Below are 18,427 nucleotides of genomic sequence, written 5' to 3'. Positions count from 1 at the left end.
ATATGCTGAAGGATCAAGACCGGATCTTCACCAATCTCTACGGGATGCATGACCGCTCTCTGCAGGGCGCGAAGATGCGCGGGCATTGGGACGGCACTGGCGAGATCCTGTCGAAAGGCAAGGATTGGATCATCGAGCAAGTGAAGGCCTCCGGCCTGCGCGGGCGCGGTGGGGCAGGCTTCCCGACGGGTCTCAAATGGTCCTTCATGCCGAAGGAAAGCGACGGGCGTCCGGCCTTCCTCGCGATCAATGCCGACGAATCCGAGCCCGCGACCTGCAAGGACCGCGAAATCATGCGCCACGATCCGCATACGCTGATCGAAGGCGCGCTGATCGCCGGTTTCGCGATGGGGGCTGCGGCCGCCTATATCTACATCCGCGGCGAATATGTCCGCGAGAAAGAGGCGCTGCAGCGCGCGATCGACGAGGCCTATGAAGACGGGCTGATCGGCAAGAACGCCTGCGGCTCCGGCTACGATTACGACGTCTACCTGTCGCACGGTGCGGGGGCCTATATCTGCGGCGAGGAAACGGCGCTGCTGGAGAGCCTCGAAGGCAAGAAGGGCATGCCCCGGATGAAACCGCCGTTCCCGGCAGGTGCGGGCCTCTACGGTTGCCCGACCACGGTGAACAACGTGGAATCCATCGCCGTTGTCCCGACCATCCTGCGCCGCGGCGCGGAGTGGTATGCAGGCTTCGGGCGTCCGAACAACACCGGCGTGAAGCTGTTTGCGATGTCGGGCCACGTCAACACGCCCTGCGTCATCGAAGAGACCATGTCGATCTCGATGAAGGAACTGATCGAGAAGCATGGCGGCGGCGTCCGTGGCGGCTGGGAGAACCTCAAGGCGGTGATCCCAGGCGGCGCGTCCTGCCCGATCCTGCCCGCCGATCAATGTGAAGACGCGATCATGGATTACGACGGCATGCGCGAGCTGAAATCCAGCTTCGGCACCGCGTGCATGATCGTCATGGATCAGAATACCGACGTGATCAAAGCGGTCTGGCGCCTGTCCAAGTTCTTCAAGCACGAGAGCTGCGGCCAGTGCACGCCCTGCCGCGAAGGCACCGGCTGGATGATGCGCGTGATGGACCGTCTGGTACGCGGCGAGGCCGAGATCGAAGAGATCGACATGCTGTTCGACGTGACCAAACAGGTCGAAGGCCACACGATCTGCGCGCTCGGTGACGCAGCCGCCTGGCCGATCCAGGGCCTGATCCGTCACTTCCGCGAAGAGATCGAAGACCGCATCAAGGCCCGCAAGACGGGCCGCATGGGCGCGATGGCTGCCGAATGAAGCAACCCGCCGGATATCACCTGGCCGAGCTGAATATCGGCCGACTGGTTGCCGAACCGGGCGACCCGCGTGTGGAGGCTTTCATGAAAGCCCTCGACGCGGTGAACGGCATTGGCAAGCGGTCGGACGGGTTCGTCTGGATGATGGAAGGCTCGGGCGAGCCCGGCACCGGCAATACCGAGGCCAAGATCGGCGGCGATCCCTGTTTCGTCTCGAACCTGACGGTCTGGGAAGACGTCGAAAGCCTCGAGAAATTCGTCTGGAACACCGTGCATCGCGCTTTCTACGAGCGTCGCGCGGAATGGTTCGAACTTCTCGGTCAGCAGCATTTCGTCATGTGGTGGGTGCCCGCGGGCCATCAGCCGACGCTCGACGAGGCGCTGGAACGGCTCGAAGCGCTTCGCGCGAATGGACCGTCGGACCGGGCTTTCGGCTGGAAAGACCTTCCGCAAGCCACGCTGTGGAAGACGCGCGCCTGTGCGCCGGAGGTGGCGGCATGAACCTCTCGATCAAACTCTTCTCGCTAGCACTGGTCGCGACAGTTCTCTCAGGCTGCGTGCCGAGCGGCACCATCAAATTGTCGGAAAAGGGCGACGTGCGCGAGGAAGCCCTGAGCGAGATGGTTGCGATGAAGAAAGCCAGGATGCTTTCGGAGAATTGTCGGCGCATGTCTTTGATCACGCTCGGCTATAATGAGTTTCGCGACACCGACATGCGCATTGCCCTCACGGAAAAGGCAAAGGCGCAGGGATATACACGGCGCGATCTGTCGAAATGGGCGTCCAAGCTCGACCATGCCACGCTTCAGAACGATCTCATGAATTACATCAAGTCGCGTAAACTCGTGTTCGGCGAACCGCTGACCTTCTGTGAAGCGGGCGAAAAAGAAATCGCGATGAAAAGCCAGATTGGATCCTACCTCTATATCCGCGATATCCATGGTAAAACACGCGAAGAACTGGGCGTGACCATCCCGAAACCGGAGGGGAAATAGGGCATGGCAAACGACAGGATGACAGCCGGACTGGCGAAAGGCGCTGTTGCCATGATCTTGCCAACGCTTTTGGCAGGCTGCATGGGCACTCCGGGCGGCAACGAGGCCTCGAAAGGCCCGCGCCGTTTGGCGGCGGTCGAGGGCTATACGGCGGCCTATGACGCGAGCGGCGCGCTTGTCGTGATGCGGCAGGCTCAGCCCTTTGCGAATGACGAGGGCGCCGAGGCCAAGCGGGCCGCGAACGCCATCTGCGGCGGGGCCGTGGCCTCGTCGATTGACGACACATACCGGGACGGCGCTTGGGTCTTCCCGATGGGCTGCGGACACGCGGCCTGACCTAAAACCCGCGCGGGGGCAACCTCGCGCCCGAAGAGACGAGACGGATAGCCATGGCTGACCTGAGAAAGATCATCATCGACGGGAACGAGGTCGAGGTCGATCCGAACCTCACGCTGATCCAGGCGTGCGAGCAGGCGGGGATCGAGATCCCGCGCTTCTGCTACCACGAGCGTCTGTCGATCGCGGGCAACTGCCGGATGTGTCTGGTGGAAGTCGTGGGCGGCCCGCCGAAGCCCGCCGCGTCCTGTGCGATGCAGGTGCGCGATATGCGCCCCGGTCCCGAAGGGGCACCGCCGGTGATCAAGACCAACTCGCCGATGGTCAAGAAGGCCCGCGAGGGGGTGATGGAGTTCCTGCTCATCAACCACCCGCTCGACTGTCCGATCTGCGACCAGGGCGGCGAATGCGATTTGCAAGACCAGGCAATGGCTTACGGGGTGGACTTCAGCCGCTACCGCGAGCCCAAGCGCGCCGCGACCGAGCTGAACCTCGGCCCGCTGGTCGAAACTCATATGACGCGCTGCATCTCCTGCACCCGCTGCGTACGCTTCACCACCGAAGTCGCTGGCATTACCCAGATGGGCCAGACCGGCCGGGGTGAGGATGCGGAGATCGCGAACTACCTGAACATGACGCTCGATTCCAACATGCAGGGCAACATCATCGACCTGTGCCCGGTGGGCGCGCTGGTCTCCAAGCCCTACGCGTTCACCGCGCGTCCGTGGGAGCTGACCAAGACCGAGACCGTCGACGTGATGGACGCCGTGGGCTCGAACATCCGCGTCGATACCAAGGGGCGCGAAGTGATGCGCATCCTGCCGCGCAACAATGACGACGTGAACGAGGAGTGGATCTCCGACAAGACGCGCTTCGTCTGGGACGGGTTGCGCCGCCAGCGTCTCGACAAGCCTTACGTCCGCGTCGACGGCAAGCTGAAGCCCGCAAGCTGGGGCGAAGCGCTGAGCGCCGCCGCCGAGGCGATGAAGGGCAAGAAAGTCGCCGGTCTCGTGGGCGATCTGGTCTCGACCGAGGCAGCTTTCTCGCTCAAGCAACTGATCGAAGGTCTGGGCGGCACCGTCGAATGCCGCACCGATGGCGCGCGTCTGCCGATCGGTAACCGCTACGGCTATGTCGGCAACGCGACGATCGCCGATCTGGATAACGCCGAGATGGTGCAGATCATCGGCGCGAACCCGGCGGTGGAAGCGCCCGTTCTGAACGCGCGCATCCGCAAAGCCTGGGCCAAGGGCGCGACTGTCGGTCTCGTCGGCGAAGCCTGCGATCTGACCTATGATTACGTCCATGTCGGCACCGACCGCGCCGCTCTGGCAGAACTGTCGGGCAAGACGATCTCGGACGAGACCAAGGCGAAGAACACCGTCGTCATCATCGGGCAGGGCGCTCTGAACGAAGCCGATGGCGAGGCGGTTCTGGCCCATGCGATGAAGCTGGCCGAGAACTCGAACGCCAAGTTCATGGTGCTGCACACCGCTGCGGCCCGTGTCGGCGCGATGGATGTGGGCGCTGTGACCGAGGGCGGTCTGCTCGCGGCCATCGACGGCGCCGAAGTGATCTACAACATGGGCGCCGACGAGGTGGAGATCACTCCGCGCGCCGAGGGCGGTCCCTTCGTGATCTATCAGGGCAGCCACGGCGACCGCGGCGCGAACCGCGCCGACGTGATCCTGCCGGGCGCGGCCTATACGGAAGAAAACGGCCTCTTCGTGAACACCGAAGGGCGTCCGCAGCTTGCTTTCCGCGCGGCTTTCCCGCCGGGCGAGGCGAAAGAGAACTGGGCGATCCTGCGCGCGCTCTCGGCCGAGCTGGACGCCAAGCAGCCTTGGGACACGCTCGCCGGTCTGCGCCGCGCGATGGTCGCGGACGTGCCGCATCTGGCGCAGGTCGATGAGGTTGTGGAGAACGAAGTGCAGGCGATCGAGCCGCGCGACATGGGCAAGGCGACCTTCCGTCTGCCGATCCACGAATTCTACCTGACCAACCCGATCGCACGGGCCTCCGTCGTGATGGGCGAATGCGCCAGCCTCGCGAAAGCGCGGGCCGAAGCGCCGGTCGCCGCCGAGTGAGGTTGAGACGGATGATGCAGACCCTGCCCAATATCGCACCGCTCGCCCCCGGCCTTCTGGCCGGTCTGGCGGCGTGCACGCCGACCGGCGGGGCGCAGGGGGATAGCGCGGTCAAACCGGACTATCGGGGCACCGAGACGCGGCTCCTCGACAGCGATCTGGTGGAGATCCGCGCGCGTGTCTCGGGCGAGGGCGCTGGCGAGAAAGCGGCGACCGATTATGCCCAATGCGCAGCCGCGCAATATGCGCTGGTGCGCGGCTATGGATTTGCGCGCCATGTGCGCACGAATGTGACTGAAGAGGGTGGCATCTGGCGGGCAGATGCGGTCTACACCATCTCGCCCGCCTTGCCGCAGGGACTCAAGACGATCGACGCGGAAGTAACCGTCGCCGATTGCAAGGATCGCGGCATTCCGACCGTATGAAGAGAGTGGGACATCATGGCTGAATTCTTCGCGACACCTTTCGGGATCTTCCTGCTGATCGTGCTGCAGAGCTTGGCGGTTATCGCCTTCGTGATGCTTTCGATGATCTGGCTGGTCTATGGCGACCGTAAGATCTGGGCTGCCGTGCAGATGCGTCGCGGGCCGAACGTCGTCGGGCCCTGGGGTCTGATGCAGACCTTCGCGGATGCGCTGAAATATGTGGTCAAGGAAATCGTCGTTCCGGCGGGCGCCGACAAGTTCGTCTATTTCCTCGCCCCGATCCTGAGCTTCGTGCTGGCGATGCTGACCTTCGCGGTGATCCCCTTCGCCGACGGTTGGGTGCTTGCCGATATCAACGTGGCCCTTCTGTTCGTCTTCGCGGCCTCCTCGCTCGAAGTGTATGGCGTGATCATGGGCGGCTGGGCGTCGAACTCGAAATACCCGTTCCTGGGCTCGCTCCGCTCGGCCGCGCAGATGATCTCCTACGAGGTCTCGATCGGCCTGATCATCATCGGGGTGATCATCTCGACCGGCTCGATGAACCTGTCGACCATCGTGCGCGCGCAGGATACCGGCTGGGGCCTGCTGGGCTGGTACTGGCTGCCCCACCTGCCGATGGTGGCGCTGTTCTTCATCTCGGCGCTGGCCGAAACCAACCGCCCGCCCTTCGATCTTCCCGAAGCGGAATCCGAACTCGTCGCGGGCTTCATGGTGGAATACAGCTCGACCCCGTATCTGCTGTTCATGGCCGGCGAATATATCGCGATCTGGCTGATGTGCGCGCTGATGTCGATCCTGTTCTTCGGCGGCTGGCTGTCCCCGATCCCGGGGTTGCCCGACGGGGTACTGTGGATGTTCGCCAAGATGGTGTTCTTCTTCTTCATGTTCGCGATGGTGAAGGCGATCGTGCCGCGCTACCGCTACGACCAGCTCATGCGGATTGGCTGGAAAGTCTTCCTGCCGCTGTCGCTGGCGTGGGTGGTGATCATCGCCTTCCTCGCGAAATTCGAAATCTTCGGGCACTTCTGGGCCCGCTGGGCGATGGGGAGCTGATAGATGGCTTTCGACTATAACCGCGCTGCCAAGTATTTCCTGCTGGTGGACTTCATCAAAGGCTTCGGTCTGGGGATGCGCTATTTCTTCGCGCCGAAACCCACGCTGAACTACCCGCACGAGAAGGGCCCGCTGTCGCCGCGCTTCCGTGGCGAGCACGCCCTGCGCCGCTATCCCAACGGGGAAGAGCGCTGCATCGCGTGCAAACTGTGCGAGGCGATCTGCCCGGCGCAGGCGATCACGATCGACGCGGAACCTCGCGCCGACGGCTCGCGCCGCACGACGCGCTACGACATCGACATGACGAAATGCATCTATTGCGGCTTCTGTCAGGAAGCCTGCCCGGTGGATGCGATCGTCGAAGGTCCGAATTTCGAATTCTCGACCGAGACCCGCGAGGAGCTGTTCTACGACAAGCAGAAGCTTCTTGAGAACGGGGCCCGCTGGGAAGCCGAGATTGCCCGCAACCTCGAACTGGATGCGCCTTACAGATGACCGACGATTTTTCGAAACTCTTTAGCAACATGATGGAGCAGTCGGCCGAGATGGCGCGGCTGTTCAATCCGGCGCTGGAAAGTTTCAATCCGGCTGCGATGGAGAAACTCTTCCCCACCATGTCGAAGGACATGATGGAGATGTGGTTCGGCAAGACCTTCAACCGCGAAGGGCTCGACAGCCGGACGCGGCTTCTGGTGACGATCGCCGCGCTCACGGTGCTGGGCGCGCAAGCGGACTCGCAGCTGCGCCTGACGATCCGCCACGCGCTCGAGGCCGGGGCCACGCAACGCGAGATCGCCGAGGTGATCTTTCAGATGAGCATGTTCGGCGGGGTGCCCGCCATGACCCGCGCGCTCGAGATCGCGCAATCGGTCTTCGACGAGAATTCGGGAGAGAACGAATGACGGTGTTTGCTTTCGCCTTCTACCTTTTCGCCATTACGGCGGTGGTCGCGGGCTTCATGGTGGTGATTTCCAAGAACCCGGTCCATTCGGTGCTCTGGCTGATCCTCACCTTCCTGTCGGCAGCGGGGCTTTTCGTGCTGCTGGGCTCGGAATTCGTCGCGATGCTCTTGATCATCGTCTATGTCGGCGCGGTCGCGGTGCTCTTCCTCTTCGTGGTGATGATGCTCGATGTCGACTTCGCCGCGCTGAAAGGGGAGCTGGCGCGCTACATGCCGCTGGGCCTGCTGATCGGGGTCGTGATGCTGGTGCAGCTGGGGATCGCCTTCGGCGCATGGCAGACCTCCGGCATGGCGGAAAGCCTGCGTGCCGATCCGGTGCCCGAGGGCATGACCAACGCGCAGGCGATCGGCCTGCTCGTTTATGACAAATACCTCTACCTCTTCCAGACGGCGGGCCTGATCCTGCTGGTCGCGATGATCGGGGCGATCCTTCTGACGCTGCGCCATCGTACCAACGTCAAGCGCCAGAACGTCATCGCGCAGATGCATCGCGATCCGTCCAAGACGATGGAAATGGTGGACGTCAAACCGGGGCAGGGGCTGTGAGCGAACAAAAGCAAGCGAAAAACGCGAGTTCGGAAACGAGGGTGAACGCATGATCGGATTGGAACATTACCTTGGCGTGGCTGCCGCGCTGTTCGTGATCGGCATTTTCGGGATCTTCGTGAACCGCAAGAACGTGATCGTCATCATGATGTCGATCGAACTCATGCTGTTGGCGGTGAATATCAACCTGGTGGCCTTCGCGGCCTATCTGGATGACCTCGTCGGACAGATCTTCACCCTCTTCGTGCTGACCGTTGCGGCAGCCGAGGCCGCGATCGGCCTTGCGATCCTCGTGGTCTTCTTCCGCAACCGCGGCTCGATCGAGGTCGAAGACGTCAACGTGATGAAGGGATAAGGGACGATGGAAACGATCATTCTCTTTGCGCCGCTGGTCGGTGCGATCCTTGGTGGCTTCGGCTGGCGGGTGATCGGCGAGAAGGGCGCGATGGTCCTGACCACGGGCCTTCTGTTCCTCGCCGCTCTGCTCAGCTGGATCGTATTCCTCACGCTGGGCGATCAGACGCAGCACATTCACGTCCTGAACTGGATCACCTCGGGGGAGCTGGATGTCTCCTGGGCGATCCGGATGGACCGACTGACCGCGATCATGCTGATCGTGGTGACGACGGTCTCCTCGCTCGTGCATCTCTACTCGTGGGGCTACATGGCCCATGACGAGAATTTCGACGAAGAGAAGGGCGAGAACTACAAGGCGCGTTTCTTCGCCTACCTGTCCTTCTTCACCTTCACCATGTTGATGCTGGTGACCTCGGACAACCTGCTGCAGATGTTCTTCGGCTGGGAAGGCGTCGGTGTCGCCTCCTACCTGCTGATCGGCTTCTACTACAAGAAACCCTCGGCCAACGCGGCCGCGATGAAGGCCTTCATCGTCAACCGTGTCGGCGATTTCGGCTTCCTGCTGGGGATGTTCGGCCTGTTCTACATGACCGGCTCGCTGCAGCTGGACGACGTCTTCTCGGCGGCCCCGGCCTTGTCCGAGACCAATCTCGACTTCCTCTGGGGGTCCTGGAACGCGGTCGAGCTCTGTGCCTTCCTGCTCTTCGTGGGGGCGATGGGTAAATCGGCGCAGCTCTTCCTGCACACATGGTTGCCGGACGCGATGGAAGGCCCGACGCCTGTGTCGGCACTGATCCACGCCGCGACCATGGTGACCGCAGGCGTGTTCCTCGTCTGCCGCATGTCGCCGGTCTATGAATACGCTCCGCATGCGCAGACCTTCATCGTCGTGATCGGCGCCTCGACCGCCTTCTTTGCTGCGACCGTGGGTCTGGTGCAGAACGACATCAAGCGCGTCATCGCCTATTCGACCTGTTCGCAGCTGGGCTACATGTTCGCCGCGGCCGGTGTCGGCGTCTATTCGGTGGCGATGTTCCACCTGCTGACCCACGCGTTCTTCAAGGCGCTGCTGTTCCTTTCGGCGGGCTCGGTCATCACCGCGATGCACCACGAGCAGGACATGCGGAACTATGGCGGCCTTCGCAAAAAGGTGCCGCTGACCTTCTGGGCGATGATCTTCGGCACGCTGGCGATCACCGGGGTCGGTATTCCCTTCACGCCGATCGGCTTCGCGGGCTTCCTGTCGAAAGACGCGATCATCGAGAGCGTCTGGGGCGGTTCCGGCGCGGGCTATGCCTTCTGGCTTCTGGTTATCGCGGCGGCCTTCACGTCCTTCTACTCGTGGCGCCTGATCTTCATGACCTTCTTCGGCAAGCCGCGCGGCGATCATCATGCGCATGATCACGCCAAGGAAAGCCCGTGGGTCATGACGGTGCCGCTGGTGGTGCTGTCCTTCGGCGCGATCTTCGCCGGGATGATCTGGTACAACGTCTTCTTCGGCGATCACGCTAAGCTGGTGAAATTCTTCGGGCTTCCGGCCCATGCCGAGCAGACGGCGGATGCGGGTCATGCGACGAATGGCGAAGCCGCGCAGTCCGGCGAGGGCACCCATGGCGCAACGCCGCCGGTGCCGGATGCGACCATGTCCGAGCAGCAGGCCGAGGCCGAGCTGATGGACGAGGCCAAGACCTCGCCGGATGTCGGCGTCTCGACGGCGGTGATCAAGTATCCGGGCGTCGCACCTCAGGGCGCGATCTATATGGGTCAGGAAAACGAGGTCATCGACAAGGCGCACCACGCGCCGGCCTGGGTCAAGGTTTCGCCCTTCGTGGCGATGCTTGCAGGGCTTCTCGTGGCATGGCTGTTCTACATCAAGGACACCAGCCTGCCGAAGCGGTTCGCCGAGGCGCAGCCGGGCCTGTACCGCTTCCTGCTCAACAAGTGGTATTTCGACGAGCTGTACGAGCGCATCTTCGTGCGCCCGGCGCTCTGGTTCGGCTATCAATTCTGGAAGAAAGGGGACGAGGGCTCGATTGACCGAGTTATCGACGGCATGGCCGTTGGCATCGTCCCGACATTCACGAGGTTCCTTAACAGGATGCAATCGGGCTATCTGTTCCACTACGCCTTCGCCATGGTGATCGGGATTGTCGGTCTCATGCTCTGGGTCGTCCTCAACGGGGGGGCGAACTGATGCAACACCTGCTTTCCATCGTCATCTTCACGCCCGCCGTGGCGGCGCTGATCCTCGCGCTGGTTCTGCGCGGCGGCTCGCCCGAGGCGGACCGGAACGCGAAATGGGTGGCGCTGACCGCGACGTCGGTCACCTTCCTGATCTCGCTGTTCCTGCTGGCCGGGTTCGACCCGTCCAACACCGGCTTCCAGTTCATGGAGAAATACTCCTGGATCATGGGGTTCCAGTACCGCGTGGGCGTCGACGGCCTGTCGATCCTCTTCGTGATGCTGACCACCTTCATGATGCCGCTGGTGATCGTAGGTAGCTGGAACGTCACCGACCGCGTGAAGGAATACATGATCGCCTTCCTCGTCCTAGAGACGCTGATGGTGGGTACCTTCGTCACGCTCGATCTGGTGCTGTTCTACCTGTTCTTCGAAGCGGGCCTGATCCCGATGTTCCTGATCATCGGTATCTGGGGGGGCAAGCAGCGCGTCTACGCCGCGTTCAAGTTCTTCCTCTACACCTTCTTCGGCTCGGTCTTCATGCTGGTGTCGATCATCTACATCTACTTCCACACCGGAACGACGGACATGCCGGGGCTGCTCGTCTACGAGTTCCCATACACACCGGTGCACATACTCGGGATAACGATCCCCGGCGGGGTGCAAACGCTGCTCTGGCTCGGCTTCTTCATCTCCTTCGCGATCAAGATGCCGCTCTGGCCGGTGCACACCTGGCTGCCTGCCGCGCACGTGCAGGCGCCGACGGCCGGTTCGGTCGTGCTGGCCGCGGTGCTGCTGAAGCTCGCCGATTACGGTTTCCTGCGCTTCTCGCTGCCGATGTTCCCGGTGGGCAACCTCGTGGTCGGCCCCTGGGCGATGTGGCTCGCGGTGATCGCGATCATCTGGACCTCGTTGGTGGCGCTGGTTCAGACCGATATCAAGCGCGTCATCGCCTATAGCTCGGTCGCACACATGGCCGTCGTGCTGCTCGGGATTTTCTCGGGCACGCAGCAGGGCATCGAGGGCGGTATCTTCATGGTGGTCGCGCACGGTTTCACCTCGGCGGCGCTGTTCCTCGCGGTGGGTGTGGTCTACGACCGGATGCATACGCGCGAGATCTCGGCCTATGGTGGCCTGGTGAAGCGCATGCCGGCCTATGCGACGATCTTCATGTTCTTCACGATGGCCAATGTCGGCCTTCCGGGCACCGCCAATTTCGTCGGCGAGTTCCTGATCCTCGTGGGCGTCTTCCAGGTGAATACCTGGGTTGCGCTCTTCGCCACGACGAGCGTGATCCTGTCGGCGGCCTATGCGCTCTGGCTCTATCGCCGGGTCGTCTTCGGCGATCTGATCAAGGAGAGCCTGCGTTCGATCACCGACCTGAGTACGCGCGAGAAGTGGATCTTCGCGCCGCTGGTCGCGATGACGTTGTTGCTCGGGGTCTATCCTGATCTGGTGACCAACATCATCGGGCCGTCGGTGACGCAACTCGTCCAGAACTATCACGATGCCTTGCCGGACAACCTTCTGTCCGACCTGGTCGAACACTGAGGAGCTGAGGGATGACTTCTGCGGATTTCTCGATCGTCCTTCCGGAGTTTTTGCTCGCCGTCTACGCGATGGTGGCGCTGCTCGCGGGTGTGTGGTTCGGCAAGGACAAGCTTGCGCCGACCCTGCTGTGGATCACTTCCGGCGTCATGCTGGTGATCGCGGCCTGGATCGGTCTGGCCGAGGTAGGGTCGCATGAGGCCTTCGGTGGCCTCTTCATCGACGACGCGTTCTCGCGCTTCACCAAGGTGATGATCCTGGTCTCGGCTGCGCTGGTTCTCGCGATGGGCACCGATTACATGCAGCGCCGCGGGCTGCTGCGCTTCGAATACCCGATCCTCGCGACGCTGGCCGTCATCGGCATGATGATGATGGTCTCGGCGGGCAACCTGATGTCGCTCTACATGGGCCTCGAGCTGCAATCTCTCGCGCTCTACATCGTGGCCGCGCTGCGCCGCGAGAGCGAGAAGAGCTCGGAAGCCGGTCTGAAGTACTTCGTGCTCGGCGCGCTGTCCTCGGGCATCCTGCTCTACGGCGCCTCGCTGACCTACGGCTTCGCGGGCACCACGCAATTCGCGGGTATCATCGGGGTGGTTCAAGAAGGTCACCTGCCGATCGGCCTGCTGTTCGGCATGGTCTTCCTGATCGCCGGTCTCGCCTTCAAGGTCTCGGCAGTGCCGTTCCACATGTGGACGCCCGACGTCTATGAAGGCTCGCCCACGCCGGTCACCGCCTTCTTCGCCACCGCGCCGAAAATCGCCGCGATGGCGCTGATCGCACGGCTCGTCTTCGACGCCTTCGGTCAGGTGCCTGCGGAGTGGGGCCAGATTCTCGCGCTGCTCGCGGGCCTGTCGATGGTCTGGGGCTCGGTCGCGGCAATCGGTCAGACGAACATCAAGCGCCTGATGGCCTATTCCTCGATCACCCATATGGGCTTCGTGCTGCTGGGCCTCTCGGCGGGCACCGCCGAGGGCGTGCAGGCGATGCTGACCTATATGGCGATCTACGTGACGATGAATGTCGGCGTCTTCGCCTTCATGCTCTCGATGGAGCGTGACGGCCAGCCGGTGACCGATATCAAGTCGCTGAACCAATATGCCCGTCAGGATCCGACCAAGGCGCTGGCGATGCTGGTACTGCTGTTCTCGCTCGCGGGCGTGCCGCCGTTCCTGGGCTTCTTCGCCAAGTTCGCGGTGCTGCAGGCGGCGCTGCATGCGGGCTATATCTGGCTCGTGCTGCTGGGCGTGATCGCCTCGGTCGTGGCGGCCTTCTACTACCTACGGATCGTGTTCTACATGTATTTCGGCAAGGAGACGGACCCGCTGGACAACCGGATGCCCGCGATCCAATGGGGGCTTCTGATGGTCTCCGCGCTGGCGATGCTGCTCGGTATCTTCAACCTCTTCGGCATCGAGGGCGCGGCCCAGGCTGCGGCGGCGGCTCTTGTCAACTGAGCGCGATGACTGGCCCGAGGGTGTGGCGCGACACGTTCTGCCCTCGGTCGATAGCACCATGGATGAAGCGGCCCGGCTAGCGCCGGGCCTCTCCGGTTCAGCGTGGATCTTTGCGCATGAGCAGACCGCGGCCCGCGGTCGGCGCGGCCGTGCCTGGCGCGCACCCACGGGCAACTTCTCGGCCACGCTGGTGATGCGGCCCGAGGGCGGGCTGGGGCAGGCGGCGCTCTATTCTTTCGTCGCGGCTCTGGCGCTCGAAGCGGCGCTCGCCCATGTCGGGGGCCCGCATGCACGGCTCACGATCAAATGGCCCAATGACGTGCTGCTGAGCGGTGGCAAGATCGCGGGCATCCTGCTGGAGAGCCTGCGGGGCGGAGAGCAGATCGCGATCGGCATCGGGGTGAACCTCGCGCAAGCGCCCGATCGCAGCGAGGTCGAACCCGAGGCGATGGCCCCGGTCAGCCTGATTGGCGAGACCGGGATGCAGATCGCTCCGGTCGATTTCCTGCCGATGCTGGCGCAGGCCTTCGACCATTACGACCGGAAATTCCGCGACTACGGCTTCGACGCGATCCGCAATGCGTGGCTCGCCCGCGCGGCGCGGCTGGGCGAGGAGATCACCGCCCGGGTCGGCAACGAAACCTATCGCGGCACTTTCGAGACCATCGACGAAACCGGCGCGCTGATCCTGACCACGCCCGAGGGCCGTCGCGCCATCTCGGCAGCGGATATCTTTTTCTGAGCGGAAAGGGGGAGCCATGCTTCTCTGCATCGACTGCGGTAACACCAATACGGTCTTTTCGGTCTGGGACGGGACGGATTTCATCGCCACATGGCGGATGGAGACCAATCACCAGCGCACGGCGGACGAGTATTTCCTCTGGCTGTCGGGCATGATGCGCGTGCAGGAGATCGCGGGCGAGATCACCGAGGTGATCATCTCCTCAACCGTGCCGCGCGTCGTCTTCAACCTGCGGGTCCTGTCGAACCGGTATTTCAACTGCCGGCCGCTGGTGGTGGGCAAGCCCGAATGCCGTCTGCCGGTCGAGCCGCGCGTCGATCCGGGCACGACCGTCGGGCCGGATCGCCTCGTGAACACGGTGGCGGGCTATGACCGGCATGGCGGCGATATCGTCGTCGTCGATTTCGGCACCGCGACCACCTTTGACGTGGTGGCCTCCGACGGGGCCTATATTGGCGGCGTGATCGCACCCGGCGTCAACCTCTCGCTCGAGGCGTTGCACGCGTCCGCCGCCGCCCTACCTCATGTCGACGTGACGATGCCCGACAAGGCCATCGGCACGAATACCGTCGCCTGTATCCAATCGGGCGTTTTCTGGGGCTATATCGGCCTCGTCGAAGGCGTCGTGCGCCAAATCCGGCTCGAACGCGACCGCCCGATGAAAGTCATCGCGACCGGCGGTCTTGCCGAACTGTTCTCGCAGGGCTTTGACCTCTTTGACAGTGTGGAATACGACCTTACCATGCATGGCCTGCGCCTCCTCAACGACTATAACAAGGACTTTCCCGCGTGAGTGACAGACTGATCTATCTCCCCCTCGGCGGTGCCGGCGAAATCGGCATGAACGCCTATGTGTACGGCTACGGCCCAGAGGGGAAAGAGCGGCTGATCGTTGTCGATCTGGGCGTGACTTTCCCGGATATGGATGGCACGCCCGGCGTCGACCTGATCTTCGCCGATCTCGAATGGCTGGAAGCGAATGCCGACCGGATCGACGCGATCTTCATCACCCACGCCCATGAAGACCATATCGGCGCGCTGCCCCATGTCTGGAACAAGCTGCGCAAGCCGGTCTATGCGCGCGCCTTCACCGGCCGCATCGGTCAGCTGAAGCTGGAAGAGGCGGGCATCCCGGCCGAGACGATCCAGATCGTCGAGCCGCGCCCGACCGTGATCGAGGCGGGTCCCTTCGAGGTGCAATTCGTGCCGATCTCGCACTCGATCCCCGAAAGCTCCGGCCTCATCATCGACACGCCCGCCGGGCGCGTTGTCCATACGGGTGATTTCAAGCTCGACGGCAACCCGATCGTGGGCGAGCCCTTCGAGCCCGAGATGTGGCATGCCATCGCCAAAGAGGGCGACGGTGTGAAGGTTCTGGTGAGCGATTCCACGAATGTCTTCTCGCCGCTGCCGGGCCGGTCGGAGGCCACGCTGGCCGAGCCGATCTCGGAACTGATCCGCGCACAGACCGGCATGGTCGTCGCGACAACCTTCGCCTCGAACGTCGCGCGCCTGAAGACGCTCGCCGAGGCGGGCAAGGCCGCGGGACGCTCCGTCTGCCTGCTGGGCCGTGCGATGAAGCGTATGGTCTCGGTCGCGGAAGAAACCGGGGTGCTCAAGGGCATGCCCGGCACGATCTCGGCGGAAGAGGCGAGCGATGTGCCGCGCCAGAACCTGATGCTGATCGTGACCGGTTCTCAGGGCGAGCGCCGCGCGGCCTCGGCCCAACTGAGCCGTGGCAAATATCTGGGTCTCGAGCTGAAAGAGGGCGACACGTTCCTGTTCTCCTCGAAGACCATTCCGGGCAACGAGCGCGGCGTGATCCGCATCATGAACGCGTTCTCCGAGATGGGCGTCGACGTGGTGGACGATCACGGCGGGCTCTATCACGTCTCGGGCCACGCGAACCGCCCCGATCTGGAAGCGGTCCATGAGCTGCTCGCGCCGAAGATGCTGATCCCGATGCATGGCGAGCATCGCCACCTGCGCGAACACGCGAAGCTGGCCTCGGATAAGGGCATCGCATCAGAAGTCGCGACGAACGGCACGATGATCGATCTGACCGGCAAGGTGCCAAAAGTCGTCGAATATATCGAAGCGGGCCGCACTTACCTCGACGGTTCGGTGCAGATCGGCGCGATGGACGGCGTGGTGCGGGACCGAATGCGCATGGCGCTGAACGGGCTGTGCCTCGTGACCCTGATCCTCGACGAGGAAGACCAGCCCCTGGGCGAGCCCTGGGTCGAGCTGAACGGCCTGCCGAAACTGGGCCGCTCGGGCGCGCCGCTGGCCGAGACGATCGAAGACGAGATGACGCAATATCTCGAACGGGCTTCGATCAAGGTCCTCAAAAATGACGACAAGCTCGACGAGGGCCTGCGTCGCATCGCGCGTCAGGTCTCGATGGAAGAGATCGGCAAGAAGCCCGAAGTGATCGTCGTCACCAGCCGCCTGACCGAGTGAGCGCGGCTCCGCGCCCGCAAGGGCGCGGATCGCCCTAGGCGCCAGGCGCTCAGGGGCGCGCCCCTGCCTTGAAGACAAAGAAAAACCCCGCCGGAGGAAGCCTCCGGCGGGGATATTTTTACCAATACGAAAGCGTCAGCTGTCCGCTTTGTCCTCGGCGGTCTCCTCAACCGCGCCGGGGCGGAAGGAGACGGTGAGGAAGTCCGGAACGTGATCGCCCATGCCCACGACTTCGTTGTCGCGCTCGCGGCGGTTGCGGCCACCGCGCGACCGGCGGGCATTGCCGCCCTCGTCGGAAGACTGGCTGCGCGATTGCGGCTTCGGAGCGCTCGCGGCCTCGGGGGCTTCGCTGCGCGCCTCTTCGGGCTGAGCCTCGGCCTTATTGGCGGCCTTCTCCGGCTCCTGCTGCTCCTGCGGCGCGGCGCTTTGCGGCTGCTGCGTCTCTTCGCTGCGCTGGTCGCGTTTCGACCCACGCCCGCCACGATCCCGGCTGCGCCCGCCGCGCGAACGACCGCCCTTGGCGTCTTCGCGCTTGCGCGCCGGTTGCTTCGCGCCTTCGGACAGCTCGAAATCTTCCGGCGGCTCGGCGCGCGGGATTTCCTGTTCGACGAGGTTTTCGATCTGGCCGAGGAATTTCTCGTCCGACGGCACCGCGATCGAGATCGCCGTGCCCTTGCGGCCCGCGCGACCCGTGCGGCCGATCCGGTGGACATAATCTTCGGCATGCATCGGCAGATCGTAGTTGAAGACGTGGCTCACCGAGGGCACGTCGAGACCGCGCGCGGCCACGTCGGAGGCGATCAGCAGCTTGAGCTTGCCATCGCGGAAATTCTCGAGCGTGCGCGTGCGCTGGCTCTGATCGAGGTCGCCATGGATCGGGGCGGCGTCGAAGCCGTATTTCTGCAGGCTCTTGGCGACGATATCGACATCGACCTTGCGGTTACAGAAGACGATCGCGTTGGTGCAGGCCTCGCCCTCGGCCGAGATCACCGCGCGCAGCAATTCGCGCTTGGCCTTGGCCGTCTGGTCGCGGCGCGCCGGTTCGATCTGGATCAGCTTCTGGGTGATGTTCGCACCCGTGGTCGCCTGACGCGCAACTTCGACCCGCGTCGGCGCATGCAGGAAGGTGTTGGTGATCCGCTCGATCTCAGGGGCCATCGTGGCCGAGAAGAACAGCGTCTGGCGCGTGAACGGCGTCAGCTGGAAGATGCGCTCGATATCCGGGATGAAGCCCATGTCGAGCATCCGGTCGGCCTCGTCGACGACCATGACCTTCACATCGGTCAGGATCAGTTTGCCACGCTCGAAATGGTCGAGCAGGCGGCCCGGCGTCGCGATCAGCACGTCGACGCCCTTGTCGATCAGCTTGTCCTGCTCGCCGAACGACACGCCGCCGATCAGCAGCGCGCGGGTCAGCTTGGTGTTCTTGGCGTAGAGGTCGAAGTTCTCGGCGACCTGGGCTGCCAGTTCGCGGGTCGGGCAGAGCACGAGCGAGCGCGGCATCCGGGCGCGGGCGCGGCCCCGACGCAGCAGCGTCAGCATCGGCAGGGTGAAGCTGGCGGTCTTGCCGGTCCCGGTCTGCGCGATGCCGAGCACGTCCTTGCCTTCGAGCGCGGGCGGAATGGCGCCAGCCTGAATGGGCGTGGGCTCTTCGTAGCCAGCATCGACAACGGCGGAAAGGACTTTCGGGTCCAGCTTCAGATCGGTGAATTTAGTCATGGGTTTCCTTGGTTTACCTTTGATCGCGTCCTGTCGCGACCCGCATCGGGCGGAGCCGCTATCGGGCGCTTTAGGAACCGGGCGCCCAGGAGAAGCTCCGCCGGATTACGGAGCTTGACTGCGCCCTACCGGATTGCGACGCAAAGGTCAATCTTTTCAGGGGGTGACCCGGGGCTGCGTGCGGAACATAGCGCGGTCCTGCGCGATATTCGGCCTCTTGCAAAAGGGCACGGAACCTGACCTCCTGAGCGGGGTTTGATCCC

At 63.4% G+C, this 18,427-nt stretch carries 18 protein-coding genes; 17 read left to right on the top strand and 1 reads right to left on the bottom strand.

Annotation, left to right across the window (positions count from 1 at the left end; genetic code table 11):
* The first annotated feature begins 2 nt into the window (after positions 1-2).
* From nuoF to BMI87_RS01595, 17 genes are read left to right on the top strand one after another with little or no spacing between them, the layout of a single operon-like run.
* On the top strand, positions 3-1,298 hold the full coding sequence (gene nuoF / locus BMI87_RS01675) for an NADH-quinone oxidoreductase subunit NuoF (protein WP_078519426.1): 1,296 nt from the start codon (positions 3-5) through the stop codon (positions 1,296-1,298).
* Positions 1,295-1,798, top strand: coding sequence for a DUF3291 domain-containing protein (locus tag BMI87_RS01670; RefSeq protein WP_078519425.1), 504 nt, complete (start codon positions 1,295-1,297; stop codon positions 1,796-1,798). Before nuoF ends, BMI87_RS01670 begins: the two co-directional genes overlap by 4 nt.
* The gene (locus BMI87_RS01665) at positions 1,795-2,292 is read left to right on the top strand and encodes a DUF5333 family protein (RefSeq protein WP_078519424.1); all 498 of its coding nucleotides are present in this window, start codon (positions 1,795-1,797) and stop codon (positions 2,290-2,292) included. Before BMI87_RS01670 ends, BMI87_RS01665 begins: the two co-directional genes overlap by 4 nt.
* A 3-nt stretch (positions 2,293-2,295) precedes the next feature.
* The gene (locus BMI87_RS01660; protein ID WP_078519423.1) at positions 2,296-2,628 is read left to right on the top strand and encodes a hypothetical protein; all 333 of its coding nucleotides are present in this window, start codon (positions 2,296-2,298) and stop codon (positions 2,626-2,628) included.
* Between the two features lie 53 nt (positions 2,629-2,681).
* Positions 2,682-4,715, top strand: a complete 2,034-nt coding sequence (nuoG, locus tag BMI87_RS01655) for an NADH-quinone oxidoreductase subunit NuoG (RefSeq protein ID WP_078519422.1) — start codon at positions 2,682-2,684, stop codon at positions 4,713-4,715.
* A gap of 14 nt (positions 4,716-4,729) precedes the next feature.
* Positions 4,730-5,140, top strand: a complete 411-nt coding sequence (locus BMI87_RS01650; RefSeq protein ID WP_172976187.1) for a hypothetical protein — start codon at positions 4,730-4,732, stop codon at positions 5,138-5,140.
* A gap of 15 nt (positions 5,141-5,155) precedes the next feature.
* Complete coding sequence (gene nuoH, locus BMI87_RS01645) at positions 5,156-6,193, top strand: NADH-quinone oxidoreductase subunit NuoH (protein WP_078519421.1); 1,038 nt, start codon at positions 5,156-5,158, stop codon at positions 6,191-6,193.
* Between the two features lie 3 nt (positions 6,194-6,196).
* A complete protein-coding gene (gene nuoI, locus BMI87_RS01640) occupies positions 6,197-6,688 on the top strand; it encodes an NADH-quinone oxidoreductase subunit NuoI (RefSeq protein WP_075774482.1) in 492 nt (163 codons plus the stop codon).
* Positions 6,685-7,095, top strand: coding sequence for a carboxymuconolactone decarboxylase family protein (locus BMI87_RS01635; protein WP_078519420.1), 411 nt, complete (start codon positions 6,685-6,687; stop codon positions 7,093-7,095). The genes nuoI and BMI87_RS01635 overlap by 4 nt, the downstream gene beginning before the upstream one ends.
* Positions 7,092-7,700, top strand: a complete 609-nt coding sequence (locus BMI87_RS01630; RefSeq protein WP_078519419.1) for an NADH-quinone oxidoreductase subunit J — start codon at positions 7,092-7,094, stop codon at positions 7,698-7,700. Before BMI87_RS01635 ends, BMI87_RS01630 begins: the two co-directional genes overlap by 4 nt.
* 49 nt (positions 7,701-7,749) lie before the next feature.
* Positions 7,750-8,055 carry an NADH-quinone oxidoreductase subunit NuoK gene (gene nuoK / locus BMI87_RS01625; RefSeq protein ID WP_075774485.1) on the top strand — a complete coding sequence of 102 codons (306 nt, stop codon included), beginning with the start codon at positions 7,750-7,752 and terminating at the stop codon, positions 8,053-8,055.
* A gap of 6 nt (positions 8,056-8,061) precedes the next feature.
* A complete protein-coding gene (nuoL, locus tag BMI87_RS01620; protein WP_078519418.1) occupies positions 8,062-10,251 on the top strand; it encodes an NADH-quinone oxidoreductase subunit L in 2,190 nt (729 codons plus the stop codon).
* Positions 10,251-11,789 (top strand): NADH-quinone oxidoreductase subunit M, encoded by a 1,539-nt coding sequence (locus tag BMI87_RS01615; RefSeq protein WP_078519417.1) that lies wholly within the window; start codon positions 10,251-10,253, stop codon positions 11,787-11,789. Before nuoL ends, BMI87_RS01615 begins: the two co-directional genes overlap by 1 nt.
* An 11-nt stretch (positions 11,790-11,800) precedes the next feature.
* Positions 11,801-13,240: an NADH-quinone oxidoreductase subunit NuoN gene (gene nuoN, locus BMI87_RS01610; protein WP_078519416.1), complete on the top strand. Its 1,440-nt coding sequence runs from the start codon at positions 11,801-11,803 to the stop codon at positions 13,238-13,240.
* Positions 13,230-13,982 (top strand): biotin--[acetyl-CoA-carboxylase] ligase, encoded by a 753-nt coding sequence (locus tag BMI87_RS01605; RefSeq protein ID WP_256376229.1) that lies wholly within the window; start codon positions 13,230-13,232, stop codon positions 13,980-13,982. The genes nuoN and BMI87_RS01605 overlap by 11 nt, the downstream gene beginning before the upstream one ends.
* Before the next feature lie 16 nt (positions 13,983-13,998).
* Entirely contained in the window at positions 13,999-14,775 is a 777-nt protein-coding gene (locus tag BMI87_RS01600) for a type III pantothenate kinase (RefSeq protein WP_078519414.1), read from the top strand.
* A gap of 47 nt (positions 14,776-14,822) precedes the next feature.
* Positions 14,823-16,445: a ribonuclease J gene (locus BMI87_RS01595; protein ID WP_078519413.1), complete on the top strand. Its 1,623-nt coding sequence runs from the start codon at positions 14,823-14,825 to the stop codon at positions 16,443-16,445.
* A 135-nt stretch (positions 16,446-16,580) separates the two neighbouring features.
* On the opposite strand, the gene BMI87_RS01590 is transcribed toward BMI87_RS01595, so the two are convergent.
* Positions 16,581-18,164: a DEAD/DEAH box helicase gene (locus BMI87_RS01590; protein ID WP_078519412.1), complete on the bottom strand. Its 1,584-nt coding sequence runs from the start codon at positions 18,162-18,164 to the stop codon at positions 16,581-16,583.
* Positions 18,165-18,427 lie beyond the last annotated feature (263 nt).

It is taken from the genome of Thioclava sp. F28-4, assembly GCF_002020045.1.
Taxonomy (GTDB): Bacteria; Pseudomonadota; Alphaproteobacteria; order Rhodobacterales; family Rhodobacteraceae; genus Thioclava; species Thioclava sediminum.
The sequence above is the reverse complement of the archived record's forward strand: the minus strand, read 5'-3'. Positions and strand labels throughout refer to the sequence as shown.

Excerpts from the sequence above, each read along its gene's own strand:
- BMI87_RS01665 (WP_078519424.1), top strand. The coding sequence starts at position 1,795 with ATGAACCTCTCGATCAAACTCTTCTCGCTAGCACTGGTCGCGACAGTT.
- nuoI (WP_075774482.1), top strand. The coding sequence starts at position 6,197 with ATGGCTTTCGACTATAACCGCGCTGCCAAGTATTTCCTGCTGGTGGAC.
- nuoK (WP_075774485.1), top strand. The coding sequence starts at position 7,750 with ATGATCGGATTGGAACATTACCTTGGCGTGGCTGCCGCGCTGTTCGTG.
- BMI87_RS01590 (WP_078519412.1), bottom strand. The coding sequence starts at position 18,164 with ATGACTAAATTCACCGATCTGAAGCTGGACCCGAAAGTCCTTTCCGCC.
- BMI87_RS01635 (WP_078519420.1), top strand. The coding sequence starts at position 6,685 with ATGACCGACGATTTTTCGAAACTCTTTAGCAACATGATGGAGCAGTCG.
- BMI87_RS01650 (WP_172976187.1), top strand. The coding sequence starts at position 4,730 with ATGCAGACCCTGCCCAATATCGCACCGCTCGCCCCCGGCCTTCTGGCC.
- nuoG (WP_078519422.1), top strand. The coding sequence starts at position 2,682 with ATGGCTGACCTGAGAAAGATCATCATCGACGGGAACGAGGTCGAGGTC.
- BMI87_RS01600 (WP_078519414.1), top strand. The coding sequence starts at position 13,999 with ATGCTTCTCTGCATCGACTGCGGTAACACCAATACGGTCTTTTCGGTC.
- BMI87_RS01615 (WP_078519417.1), top strand. The coding sequence starts at position 10,251 with ATGCAACACCTGCTTTCCATCGTCATCTTCACGCCCGCCGTGGCGGCG.
- BMI87_RS01595 (WP_078519413.1), top strand. The coding sequence starts at position 14,823 with ATGAACGCCTATGTGTACGGCTACGGCCCAGAGGGGAAAGAGCGGCTG.
- BMI87_RS01670 (WP_078519425.1), top strand. The coding sequence starts at position 1,295 with ATGAAGCAACCCGCCGGATATCACCTGGCCGAGCTGAATATCGGCCGA.
- nuoL (WP_078519418.1), top strand. The coding sequence starts at position 8,062 with ATGGAAACGATCATTCTCTTTGCGCCGCTGGTCGGTGCGATCCTTGGT.
- BMI87_RS01630 (WP_078519419.1), top strand. The coding sequence starts at position 7,092 with ATGACGGTGTTTGCTTTCGCCTTCTACCTTTTCGCCATTACGGCGGTG.
- nuoH (WP_078519421.1), top strand. The coding sequence starts at position 5,156 with ATGGCTGAATTCTTCGCGACACCTTTCGGGATCTTCCTGCTGATCGTG.
- nuoF (WP_078519426.1), top strand. The coding sequence starts at position 3 with ATGCTGAAGGATCAAGACCGGATCTTCACCAATCTCTACGGGATGCAT.
- nuoN (WP_078519416.1), top strand. The coding sequence starts at position 11,801 with ATGACTTCTGCGGATTTCTCGATCGTCCTTCCGGAGTTTTTGCTCGCC.
- BMI87_RS01660 (WP_078519423.1), top strand. The coding sequence starts at position 2,296 with ATGGCAAACGACAGGATGACAGCCGGACTGGCGAAAGGCGCTGTTGCC.